The 12585-nt window shown below is 64.1% G+C and carries 10 protein-coding genes; 6 read left to right on the top strand and 4 right to left on the bottom strand.

From position 1 onward, the window contains the following. Positions 1–24 precede the first annotated feature (24 nt). From ACYQ2T_RS01520 to ACYQ2T_RS01505, 4 genes are all read left to right on the top strand, one after another. On the top strand, positions 25–600 hold the full coding sequence (locus ACYQ2T_RS01520) for a hypothetical protein (protein ID WP_459897874.1): 576 nt from the start codon (positions 25–27) through the stop codon (positions 598–600). Positions 601–827: 227 nt separating this feature from the next. Continuing rightward, positions 828–1964 carry a DUF3179 domain-containing protein gene (locus ACYQ2T_RS01515; RefSeq protein ID WP_459897872.1) on the top strand — a complete coding sequence of 379 codons (1137 nt, stop codon included), beginning with the start codon at positions 828–830 and terminating at the stop codon, positions 1962–1964. 114 nt (positions 1965–2078) lie between these two features. After that, positions 2079–2243, top strand: a complete 165-nt coding sequence (locus ACYQ2T_RS01510; RefSeq protein ID WP_404845702.1) for a hypothetical protein — start codon at positions 2079–2081, stop codon at positions 2241–2243. A 7-nt stretch (positions 2244–2250) separates the two neighbouring features. Further along, entirely contained in the window at positions 2251–2673 is a 423-nt protein-coding gene (locus ACYQ2T_RS01505) for a VanZ family protein (protein ID WP_404845701.1), read from the top strand. Positions 2674–2805: 132 nt separating this feature from the next. Here ACYQ2T_RS01505 and ACYQ2T_RS01500 read toward each other — a convergent pair whose 3' ends face one another. After that, a complete protein-coding gene (locus ACYQ2T_RS01500; protein ID WP_404845700.1) occupies positions 2806–3780 on the bottom strand; it encodes a D-2-hydroxyacid dehydrogenase in 975 nt (324 codons plus the stop codon). A 27-nt stretch (positions 3781–3807) separates the two neighbouring features. Next, entirely contained in the window at positions 3808–4899 is a 1092-nt protein-coding gene (locus tag ACYQ2T_RS01495; protein WP_459897869.1) for a hypothetical protein, read from the bottom strand. 313 nt (positions 4900–5212) lie between these two features. On the opposite strand from ACYQ2T_RS01495, the gene ACYQ2T_RS01490 reads away from it, so the two are divergent. After that, positions 5213–8158: an EAL domain-containing protein gene (locus ACYQ2T_RS01490; protein ID WP_459897867.1), complete on the top strand. Its 2946-nt coding sequence runs from the start codon at positions 5213–5215 to the stop codon at positions 8156–8158. Positions 8159–8213: 55 nt separating this feature from the next. Then, positions 8214–8411: a UXX-star selenoprotein family 1 gene (gene uxx1 / locus ACYQ2T_RS01485; RefSeq protein WP_459897866.1), complete on the top strand. Its 198-nt coding sequence runs from the start codon at positions 8214–8216 to the stop codon at positions 8409–8411. 36 nt (positions 8412–8447) lie between these two features. On the opposite strand, the gene ACYQ2T_RS01480 is transcribed toward uxx1, so the two are convergent. Together ACYQ2T_RS01480 and ACYQ2T_RS01475 are read right to left on the bottom strand one after the other, a co-directional pair. Then, positions 8448–9683 (bottom strand): glycosyltransferase family 2 protein, encoded by a 1236-nt coding sequence (locus ACYQ2T_RS01480; protein WP_459897864.1) that lies wholly within the window; start codon positions 9681–9683, stop codon positions 8448–8450. Next, positions 9680–12007, bottom strand: a complete 2328-nt coding sequence (locus tag ACYQ2T_RS01475) for a glycosyltransferase (protein ID WP_459897862.1) — start codon at positions 12005–12007, stop codon at positions 9680–9682. Before ACYQ2T_RS01475 ends, ACYQ2T_RS01480 begins: the two co-directional genes overlap by 4 nt. Positions 12008–12585: the final 578 nt, after the last annotated feature.

Below are 12585 nucleotides of genomic sequence, written 5' to 3'. Positions count from 1 at the left end.
CTGCACAAAGAAGGAGAAACGCATATGGCCATCAGTGGCGTCTACAACAGCCTGACCAACCAGATGTCCGTGAAAGTCGGTGACGAGGAGTCCAAGGAAGCCGCAGCGCGCAAGCAGACCGGCAAAGAGGAACGCACTCTTGACGACGTCACCTTCTCCACCATGGGTGACCGCCTGAGCGCCATGGTCCGCACCAGCCCCACCACCAACGTGCTCGATGGCTTGCAGGCCCAGATGCAGAGCATGCGCGAGGTGTTCCTGAACACCGTGAACAAGCGGCTGGAAGACGAAGGTCTTTCGGAGATTGAAGATTTTTCCCTGCGCAAGGACGAAGAGGGCAACATTGTTGTGGCCGGCGACCACGAGCACGCCGACGCCATCGAACAGCTCTTCAAGGACGACCCGCAGCTGGTCAAAGCCTACGACCAGATTGCCGAGATGACGGAAATGGGCTTCAAGACCGCCCACAATCCGCAGGTGATGCGCGCCCGCACGGGCCTTGCCGCCTACCTTGCCCAGACTGGCGACGATATGTTCGGCGGCTCCTTCCAGATGCTGCTGTCCGGTTCCGCCACGTCCATGCAGACGTTCTGGAACTAGCCTATGTATCAGGGCCGGCCCTGCGCTGGCCCTGATGCATCCCCCGCCCGCCCCCTTGGCAGCCCAGCGCTGCCCCCTGCTCACATCATGCCTCACCCCATGCAGACGAAGGGGTGTGCATGCGCCACATCTCTCCTCTCCGATTTCCGACTGCGCCGCCCCGCCGCGGCGATTTTTGCCCAGCGCCTTGCACGAAACGCCGCCCACGGCTAAAGTCGGAGTCTGTTATGGCCGAAGAGAACACCATGCGAAACAGACTCATCCCCCTTGCAATGCTGCGTTTTTTCCCTGCCGCTCTTGCCGCGCTTGCCGTGGTTTGGCTGCTGTCCCCCACCTGCGCCTCCGCGCGTCCCCTCACCGAGGAACGCCTCAAGGCCTTTGAGGCCTACACCGTCGGTGACGACCAAGCCCGCGACCTAGTCCGCCCTGTGGACCGTCCGCGCTTTATCTCCGTGCCCAACGCCTCGCTGGTGCTGGAGCGCGACGAAGTCGTCTTTGTGGAGGAAGCCCCGGACGGCGTGGTCCGCATCTATCCCCGCCTCGTCCTGCTACGGCACGAGGTGGTCAACATTGCGGGCGATGAGCAGTTCCGCTGCGTCACCTATTGCCCCTTCACGGGCAGCCTCATCGGCTACATTGGCCGCATTGAGGGCGACGCCACCAGCCTTGGCACCACCAACCAGCTGCTCAACTCCAACCGCATCCTGTACGACCGCTCCACCGGCGCGCGCTGGCCGCAGATTCTGGGGCAAGCCATCGACGGCCCGGTAAAGGGCGAATTTCTCCAGCGGTTCGGCCTGCTGTGGACCACATGGGAACGCGCGCGCGAAGTCTACCCCGACGCGCAGGTGCTGTCGCGCCCGCGCTCCGGCCCGAACGTCAATTACAGCCGCGACCCGTATGGCTCCTACCGCCGCAGTGGCACCTACTACGACACCGGCGGCTCGTACTATCCCCTGCTGCACACGGACACCCGCGTGCACCCCAAAACGCGCGTCATAGGCCTTGCCGACCACGGCGGCTCCGCCCTTGCCATCAACAAGGACACCGTCAAACAGGTGAAGGCCGTCACCCTCGGATTTGGCCTCAACCCCGTCGCCGCCTTTTACGACCCGCAACTCGACACGGTGCGCACCTTTGCCGCCACGGTCAACGACAGGCCCCTGCATTTCGAACTGGTGGACGGCGTTATCCGCGACACAGAAACCCACACCCAGTGGAACCACCACGGCGTGGCCGTGCAGGGCCGCCTGCGGGAAACGCGCCTTGCGCCCATGCCCGGCATGGACTGCATGTGGTTTGCGTGGAAAGCCTTCCACAACCACACCCAGTACTGGGACGGCGAAACGCTCTATCCCTATTAGCGCCAGCCCTGCCGCCAATCCGGGGGGAGGAGCGCCAACTTTCCCCCTTCCGTAAGCCGGGGCAAACAGGTATGGTGCCTTGCACCAAAAACCTCAAAAGCCACAGGACGACTCATGAAGGAAGCCTTGTTTCGCGGCGTGCTCATTGGCGGAGCCCTTGGGGTCATCGCCACATTTGCCTTCCACTTCGACCCGCCCCGGGCATTTTTCCTTGGCGTGACCGGCGGCCTGCTGGCCGGTCTGACGCGCTACCTCATCACACGCAGAAAGGACCGCTAGCTCCCGCATGGATGATACCCACAATGGCGAGCTGTTGCGGCGCGCCTTTTTCCTGCTTTTTGTGCTTGGCATCTGCACGCTGGTGGCCGTGAGCCTGTTTTCCGGGTTTATGCCGCCGTACAAGACGCTGTTCTTCTCTGTTTCGCTGGACAACGTCCTCCACTTCATGGCCTTCGCCATGCTGGCTACTGTGGCCGCGCCAGCCTTCCGCACCCGCACCGTGGCCCTTGCCGCCCTTTTGGTGCTGCTGCTCCTCGGCTTTTCCCTTGAATTTTGGCAGAATTTTTTGCCAAACCGCCGGTGCACGCTGGCGGATGCGGCGGCCAACATGCTGGGCATCGCCCTTGGCGGCGGCTTTGGGTTCTTCCTGCGCCTGCGCTTTGTGGAGCCGCTTCCGGCCAAAGCGCCGCGGCGCAGCCCCGCACACTAAGCCGGTCTGCCCAGACCGGTCTGCCCCAGACGGGTTGGCCTGCGCCATACGGCCACGAAAAAAGCCCCCGCTTATGCGGGGGCTTTTTTCGTATCGCTTGCCCCTCAGGGGCTGAAAACGCGTGGGAGCGGACTAACCCACAAGCAGGTCGCCGTTGACCACGTTAATGGGACGGCCCTGCTGGAAGGCGTGAATATTGGCGGCGGCCTGACGCATTAGGTTCTGCCGCGCGGTAAGGGACGCCCACGCAATGTGCGGGGTCAGCAGGCAACCCGGCGCGGTGAGGAGCGGATTGTCCGGGGCGATGGGCTCGTGGGACACCACGTCCAGCGCCGCGCCGCGCAGGTTATGCGCATGCAGTGCGGCGGCAAGGTCAGGCTCATTGATGAGCCGCCCGCGCGAGGTATTCACCAGCAGCGCGTCCGGACGCATGCGCGAAAGCAGCGCCTCATCCACAAAGCCTTCGTTCTCCGGCGTCAGCGGGCAGTGCAGGCTGACCACGTCGGACTGCTCAAAGACCTGTTCGATGGAGGCGTAGCTGAAGGGCGCGTAGTCCGGCACGGGCTTGGGGGTACGGGTGTTCACCAGCACACGCATGCCAAAGGCATGGGCAAGCTCGCACACGCGGCTGCCAATGGCGCCAAAGCCCACAACGCCCATGGTCTGGCCCGTCAACTCCACCTGCGGCGAACGCCAGTAGCACCAGTCCTCACTGCGCGCCCAGTCGCCATCCTTGACGCTGAGGTCATGGTCGCGCACGCGGTGGTTCAGCTCCAAAATCATGGCGAACACAAACTGCGCCACGGCGTTGGTGCCGTAGCCGGGCACGTTGCATACGGGGATGCCGCGCCGTCCGGCGGCCTCAAGGTCCACCATGTCAAAGCCTGTGGCCAGCACGCCGATGTAGCGCATGTCCGGCAGCTGGGCGATAACATCCGCCGTCAGCGCCGATTTATTGGTGAGCACCATGCGTGCGCCCTGAGCGCGCTCCACAATGTCCTCCGGCTCGGTGCGGGGGTAGACGGTCACATCACCCAACTCTTCTATGGGAAGCCACGGGTTGTCACCCGGATTCAGCGTCTGTCCATCCAAAACGACGATCTTCATCTGTTGTCATCCTTGTAAGAATTCGAGTCATGCGGTCCCACGGGTCCCGCCGTTTCCTGGCCACCGGCCACCACGCATTGCGCGCGGGAGCGCCGCGAGGTACTGCGTAAGCACCTTGGACGCCAATCCGTCCCCGGCCGCCACAGTCTGTAAAACATCATCCGCCGCGTCATGCAACCTCCGAAGCTGCCGCGCCGGGAAATATCGTGGCATATCGGGCCTGCGCCGCAACAGCTCCGCCCAGCCCGCCGCGGCGGCGTGGCGGCACGCGGCCTGAATGCGCAGGTCCGCCTGTGCGGCGCACACCGCCACCATATGCCGCACCACGGCGGGCAGCGCCTCATACGCGGCCTTGTTCAGTATCAGAACAAGGCGCTCCGAGGGCCGCAGCCATCCCGGCAGCAGCACGGCGTCCGCCGCCGCGTCCAGCCCAAGGGCCATTTCGCAGGCGAGTCCATGCCACCATGCCCCATCAAGGTGCTGTGAGGCAAATGCCGCCTTCATCGCCGCACCGGTTGCGGGCAGGCCCTCCGGCACCTGCGCCCCGGCGGCGGTCAATACCCGTGCGCCCAGCCCGCGCGCCGGCAGTCTCAGCCCGCTCACGCCATCCGCGGCGACTTCGACGCCGCGCGTCCACGCAAAGGGCCCGCCGCCGGTATCGCCCATAGGCAAGGCAAAAACGCCGCGCTCCAGCGCCGCCTCGCGCAGCAGCGGCATGCCGCCGCCATGATACAGCCACGCATTCATGCCCGGCGCATCCAATCCAAAGGGCACCGAAGCAAACGCCTCCAGCGCCGCGCCACTGCCCCGCTGGTGGCTGAGGAGCACGTGCCCGCAGTCCAACTCGCCCGCCGCCACCTGCGCAAGGATGTCGCCGGGCGACGCCGCACCGCCCGCCACGTTCACATCAATGGCAAGGCGCGACTCGGACACAAGGGCGACCTCGCGCGCAAAGGCAAACACGCCGCGGGTCAGGAGGGGCATGTCCGCCGTCCACTGCACGCCCATGCGCCAACGCGTCCGCCCTGCGCCCGCCGCAAGGACCTGCCGGGGCCGGGCCAGCGTCAAAGCCGAGATAACCCCTGCCATATGCAGAAATTGACGTCTCTTCACCTGCATGCACTCCCGCTGCAAAAGCATACATTGCGTCAACAAAAACGGCGCATCAAAGCGTCTGAACCACGCACAAGAAAAACAGACTATTGCACAAGCATTGAACAGCAATAGATAAAGTGATATGCACCGTCAATACATTCCACACCATAACGCATACCCGGAGCCTGCATGACGCTCACATCTCCTTTTCCGTTGCCGCCACCACGCTCCGTCACTGTGCTTACCTGCCGTCTTGCTTTTTCCCCGCGCGTCGCCCCTGCGTCCCTGCGGCCCGTGCGAGGCGTCGTTTCCGCCCTGCCCCCCGGAGGAATGTAACATGCCATCACCGCGCATCTTTCTCCGCGTTCTCGTCTTTCTGATCATTGCTTTCGGCGCGCTGGCACTGGCTTCCGGCGGATACTCCGCGTGGCGCCTGTCCACCCGCCTCACCACAGAGCACGAGGGCAAGGCCCTCGCCATCGCCCAAACCCTTGCCGCCAACCTCGCGCGCGATGTCACGCAGGCCAACGGCGCGGCCGAGCCGTTGGATGGGCTTTTGCAGCATATTGATACCATTGACGGCGTGTCCTATGTGCTCGTCACCGACAGTGCAGGCCGCCCAGTGGCCCATACCTTTGCAGGCGAGGTGCCGCAGCCGCTCCTGACCGCCACCATGCAGGCCAGCGCCACCGGCATCCGCCGCATCTCCGCCGCGCAGTCCCAAAGCTACCTTGACGGCTCCTGCCCTGTGGCAGGCACGGACCTGACCGTGCACGTGGGCATGGACCACCGCCCCGTGCAAAGCGCAATGCACAGCTCCATTCTGGACCACCAAATTCTTGCGCTGGCCTTTTTCGCACTGTTTGCCCTTGCCGCGTGGGTCTACACCAACAGGCTAACACGTCCGCTGCGGCATCTGGCAGATTATGCGCGTCAAGTTCGGGGGCACAACTTCACAGCCGACCTCAGCATCACCTCCGACGATGAAGTGGGCGACGCCGCCCGCGCCATCCGCTCCACCACCCGCGAGCTGGCAGGATCCATCGCCTCGCTCAAAAAATCCGCGGACGACGCCACAACGCGCCTGTCCGACACGCAGTCCACATTTACCGCCATCATGAACACCACGGCGGATGGCATTGTGGTCACCAACCGCACGGGCGTCATCCGCTCCTCCAACCCCGCGCTGCTGGATATGTTCCTCCTGTCCGAGCAGGAACTGCGCACCCGGAGCATCTGCGATCTGCTCCATAAGTCCATGGACGACATCGCCACCCTGACGGGCATCTCCCTCTCCGCCCGCGCCGATGCCCCCGCCACCAAACGCCGGGGCACGGCGGAGTTCGAAACCGTTCTCGGCGATTTGGAATTCCCCATAGAACTCTCCGTCTCCGTCATCCCGCGCGGGCCGGATGCGGACGTGGTCTTCATCATCCGCGACATTACGGAACGCAAATTCGTGGAGGAACAACTGCGCGAGGCCCACGACAGGCTGGAACGCCGCGTCTGCGAACGCACAGCCGAACTGGAGCAGGCCAATGCCAAGCTCAAGGCGGAAATTCTGGAACGCGAGATTGCCGAAAACGCTCTGCGCGAGGCCGAAGCCGACTACCGCAGCATTTTTGAAAACGCCACAGAGGGCATCTTCCGCATTGCGCCAAACGGCACCTACACCGACGCCAACCCCGCCATGGCGCGCATCTTTGGCTACGACACGCCAGCGGAACTGCTCACCGCCTTCAGCGCCCTTGGTGCGTCGCCGCTGCTTGAGGAAGGCGACGACCGCCCCTTCATGCGCAAACTGCTCACCAACTGGAGCGTCTCCAACCACGAAACCCGCGCCCGCCGCCGGGATGGGCAGATCATCTGGGTGGCCTTCAATGCGCGGTGCGTGCGCAACAAGCGTGGCGAGATTCTGCACTTTGAAGGCTCAGTGGACGACATCACGCGCCGCAAGGAGTACGAGGCCCAGCTCAAGCACCAAGCCTTTCACGACCCCCTGACCAGCCTGCCCAACCGCAGCCTGTTCCTCAATCATCTCGACATGTCCATGCGGCGCAAAAAGCGCTCGCCCGAAACACTGTTCGCCGTGCTGTATCTGGACCTTGACCGTTTTAAAGTCATCAACGACAGCCTCGGGCACACCGTGGGCGACCTGCTGCTGACGCATGTGGCCAAGACCCTGACCACCTGCGTGCGCGACGTGGACACCGTCGCCCGCTTCGGCGGCGACGAATTCGCCGTGCTGCTGGACGACGTGAGCGCCCCGCGCGAAAGCATCAAGGTCGCCAAGCGCATTCTGCACACCATCACCCGCCCCACTCGCCTTGGCGGGTGCGAGGTCTTCACCGCCGCCAGCATCGGCATTGTCTTCATCTCCGAGGACTACGCGGACGCGGAATCCATCCTGCGCGACGCGGACACCGCCATGTACCGCGCCAAGGAGCAAGGACGCGGCCGCTTTAAGGTCTTCAATAACAAGATGCACTGCCACGCCGTGCGGCAACTCAAGCTGGAGACCGACCTGCGCCGCTCCCTCGACCAGCAGGACTTTGAGCTGTATTACCAGCCCATTGTGGACCTCGGCACCGGGCAGATGTCCGGGCTGGAGGCGCTCATCCGCTGGAACCACCCAGAGCTTGGGCGCATCTCTCCCGACGACTTCATCCCCATTGCCGAGGACACCGGCCTCATCATTCCCCTTGGGGCGTGGGTGCTCACCGAGGTCTGCCGTCAGGTCCGCCAGTGGCACGACGCCTGCGGCCTCTGCATCCCCGTCAGCGTCAATCTCTCCGCGCGGCAATTCATGATGCCCACCCTGCTGGGGGACGTGCGCGACATCCTGCGCGATACCGGCGCACCGCCGCATCTCTTAAAGTTTGAAATCACCGAAACCGTGCTGATGCAAAACGCCCCCGTGGCCGTGGAAACACTGGGCCGCCTACGGGAGATGGGCATCCTCATCAGCATGGACGACTTCGGCACCGGATATTCGCTGTTCAGCTATCTGGTGGAATTCCCCATCGACGTCATAAAAATCGACCGCAGCCTTGTCTCGCGCATTTGCACGGACGCAGACTGCGGCACCATTGTTCGCTCCATCGTTGGGCTAGCCCAGAATCTTGGCTTTAGCGCCGTGGCCGAAGGTGTGGAAATTCCCGAGCAAGCGGACAAACTGCGCGGGTACGACTGCCCCTGCGCACAGGGCTTCTACTTCTCCCAGCCCGTGCCCGCACGGGAGGCCGAAAGCCTTCTTGCGGCCGCGAACCTGCGCACGCATTGACAACCACATCGTCTTCACGGACTATCTATTGAAATCATCTATCCGAGGAGACGCCATGAGCACCATCATCTACGGCAAGGCTGGTTGACCCTATACGGAAAAGGCCAGGTCGGCCCACCCCGGCGCAGCATACCATGACGTCAAACAAGACCCGGACAAAATGCGCGAGATGCGGGAGCATTCCGGCGGCAAGCGCCTTGTCCCGGTCATCGTGCAGGACGGCGCCGTCACTGTCGGCTACGGCGGGACCTGAGGCGTCTAGCTGCTGGCCGTGCGCCAGCACTCCTTTTTAGCGTGTACCGCCGCGTCCCTCGCGCCGGAACCACTGCACGCACATCCGCAGGGCGACGTCGTCGCCGCTTTGTTCGGCGGCGTCGGCAATGGCATCGGCGCGCGCCCGAAGCCCCTCGCCGTCGCGCTGGCGCGCCTCGGCCTGCTTCAGGCGGGCCATGGCTATGCGCTGGGTGATCACATCGCCCGTATTTCCCGCCGCCTGCGCAAAATCAATAAAACTCTCCCGGCCCGGAAACAGCGCGGCCCGCAAGAACCGCGCAAGAAAAGCCGTGTCCCCGCACCCTTCACGCTCCGCAATATCGTGCCAGAACAGGTAGCCGTTCTCCCACAGCGGGTGGCGCATCAAGGCCTGCTCCACTGCCTTGCGCTCCGTCCACACTCCCGCATCCAGCGCCACGCGCGTATCCCCCGGCATGGCCACATACAGCGACAGCCAGTCGTTAAACCGCGGCAGAAAGCCGTCCGCCTCATAGATGCGGTGCGCATCGGGCACAAGGGCATCACCGCACCGCTCACGGAAACGCCGGACGTTGGCGTCCTCGTTGGCAAACCGTCCGGGGGTGCAACTGGTGGCATGCTCGGCGCGGCTTTCCGGCACGCACACAAGCCGCCATCCCGCGCCGCGAAGCCGCAGGCACAGGTCCATATCCTCATACCCGTTGACGTACCCCTCATCAAAGCCGCCAACATCCGCAAACACCTGCCCCGGCATCATCAGCGCCGCCCCGGTCAGCGCCTGCACCCGCCGGCGTTGCCGCACCACCGGGTGCTCCGGCGGGAAATGCTCGTACAGGTGCACAGGGTGCAAAAACGGATCAAAAGCAATGCCGCAGTGCTGCACGCGCCCCGTCTCCGGGTACGTCAGCACCGGCCCTGCCGCGCCAATGCGCCGCTCCTCGCGGAACACCTTGAGCAGCGGCGCAAGCCACCCCTCGCAGACCTCCGCATCGTTATTCAAAAAGAACAGCAGGGGCGTTGTGGCATGCCGTGCGGCCTCGTTGCAGGCTATGGCAAACCCATCATTGCGCTCTCTGCGCACGTAGAGGAACCGCTCCCCAAAGAGTTCCGCCCCGCGCTGTGGCACTCGCTGGGGCGTTCCATCCAGCGAGCCATTATCCACCACCACAACCTCCAACGCCCGCGCCGGGCTATGGCGGCACAGCGCCTCAAGGCACCGCAGGGTCAGCTCCTGCCGTCCGTACACCGGGATGCACACACTGACGGCACTCATATGGCGCGCGCCTCCATACGGGCAATAAGCTTGCGCATGCCGCGCACCAGCGCCGTATCCGGCAGACCATGCACCAAGCGCCCCGCCAAGGGCGCCCCAGCGCCCTCGCGCAGGGTATCTTCAGCCAGCGACACCGCATTCTGCGCAATGACGTTCTCCACAATGTCCGCATAGGCGCGGCGCTTATACCGGCGCTGGATGCTCCCAAATTCCCGCACCGCCGCAATGTTTCGCGACACCGCGTCCGGGTCCAGCCACGCCAGCCCCGTAAAGTCCGGGATGTTCACCACGCGGTGCGCGCGCCCCACACGCAGGAAGAAGTCCTGATCGCCAACGCGCTCGTACCGCTCATCAAAGTACCCTACCGAATCATGCACGCAGGCCCGCCACACCGGATGCGGCCCAACCGTCGGCTTGTCCAGATTGTACGCAAAGCTATAGTCCGGCCATTCCCAATAGCCGCCGCTCTCCGGGCTTGGCGAATGGTGCTCAAACGTGCCGTGCGGCGCATCGGTCAGGCGCGTATTGCCAAAGACCAGCATAATGGCCGGGTCTTCGCGGATGGCCGCCAGCAGACGCTCATACGCCGCGTTGTGCAACCGGTCATTGGTGCTAAACGGCGTCAGGAATTGTCCGCGCGCCAGCATCACCGCCACATTCCACGCCTCGTACACCGTAATGCGGCGCGGAGCGCGGATGTATCTGATATTCCCATACCTCTGCGCAAATTCGCGGACAATCGCCCCCTCATTCTCCGGCGACGCCGCGTCCACCACCAGCACCTCCAGCTCATCGGCCACGGTCTGGTTCATCACATCACTCAGGCACTCCCGCATAAAAGCCTCTGCGGCGTAGGAAGACACCAAAACGCTCAGCGTATACTGCCGCCGCTCGTACCCTGTCTCGTCCACCTCGCACTCCTGAATGCATCGTGCGATGCGTGCCCGCATCAACCGCTGGTGCAGGGCAAAGAGTTCCGTGGAATCCGGCGACGCATCCAGCCAATTCCCCAGCAGGGCAAAGGCCTCTGGCTCGCGCCCAAATTCCAACAGGCACCCCGCCGCCTTGCGGGTCATATCTTCATCAAAGGGGTCCGCCGCGCAGGCCTCAAGATACCGCTCACAGGCGGCCTCCCCCTGTCCGGACGCCGCAAGCAACGCGGCCTCGCGTCCAAGGAGCTCCCCATGCCGCGGGAACGTCTCGCGCTGCTCACGCAGGTTCTGCGCAAATTCCGCAAGCACCGTCGCTCCGCTGCACAAATGTTCCACCGCGTACACCGCCTCGTCATGGGGCGCGCCGCGCAGGTCATCAATATGCCACAGGCATTCGCCCCCTCCCGCGGGGCGCAGCACCGGGCTGGCCTGCACCATCTCCGGCGGCAGGTACGCCACAATATCACCGTCAAAGCGCACAGGCAGGTGCGGCGCCCGCAGGCGCGGCATGCCCGGCTCATGCCACGTCACCAGCACATGCCGCGCGCCAACCGCCTTGGCCGACACCGGCACCCGCCAGTCAAAGTCCGGCGCCACACTGCGCACCAACGCCGTCAACGCCGCAAGGCGGCGCACCATCGGCAGCACCACCCGCTCCAGCGCCTCAAGGCCCGGCTGCCATGATTCATCAAAACACGGCACAAATGTATTCGGCTCCATAATCACCGGTTTCCAGAACCAACACAGGCCCACTGGGCTTCCATCCAGCAACAGCGGCTCGTCCCCCTCCAGCGCCCCAGACAGCGGCGCGTCCATGGTCCATGGCGCAACAACCGCACAATCACCGCGCTTGGCAATGCCGCGCACAATGTCGTCCACATCGCCTACGCGGCCTTCCACCGCCGCACGCGACCACCGCGTCAGCGTCTGGTACCCCTCGCGGCATCGGGGCACGCCCACAAACGGCGGCGCACCATCCGCGCCTGTGCCCGGGGCGCGACCACCACGCAACGTAAACAGCGCCGCGTCCTCCGCCGCCGACGCATACAGCTCATCCACCGGGCGGCACAGCACCGTCTCGTGCGACAGCATCGCCACCCCCCCCAGTTGCGGGGCCGCCTTCAGCAGCCACAGCGCGCACGCTGGGGCAAGGTCCGCCGGAGTCGCCCCCTCAGGGATGCCCTCCAGCACCTCTGCGCAATTCACCACCCGCATCCCCGGGAAGTGCAGCGCCCCCAACACAGCCGTCACGCTGTCGCCAATGCCAAACACGCACACCAGCCCAGCACGCCCCCTCCAGCGCACCGACTCAAGCGTCACCAACGACTGCACCAACGTACGCTCATCCACAACCAACACGCACCCAAGCCCAACATCTTCCCAATGCGTCATCGTCCCCTCCAATTCACGCTCCACCAGCCAAGGCATCAGCCCCAGCCGTCGATACACGCTGCAACCACAAGTGCCCGTGTCAGCCTTTCGACACGGCGCGTCATGCCACGGTCAGACAACTGCATCTGCGCAACTCATTGGAATGGATTACGAACGCAAAAGCGCAGGAGAACACGACAAGGAAATGCAGTATTCACCACCAAAACAAGCAACTCCCCTGCCAACAACACAACACAGACAGTGGCGGACATCACAACAGATTGGAACCGTGGGAGATATTTCTTTTGGCAACCCTTTGGGCTGTGGGTGGTGCTTGTGTGGTTTTTTTTGCTCCGCAGGCCAAAGGACCGTGGGCCCTTTGGAATCCCATTTGCGCACAGGCCGGGTGCGCGTGGATTAGGCGGTCGTCACCCCTGTATGGCTCTCGGGTTTCTTTTGGTTGCCTTGTGGCTGGCGGGCGGTGCCTACGCGCGGGATTGTTGTGCCTCCGGCGGCTTAAGGACTACCGGCCTTAAGAATCCTGCGTGCGCACGGGCCGGGTGCGTGTGGATTGGGCGGTCGTCACCCCTGTATGGCTC

This window comes from Desulfobaculum senezii, assembly GCF_054657395.1.
This window is presented reverse-complemented; position numbering and strand designations above follow the sequence as displayed.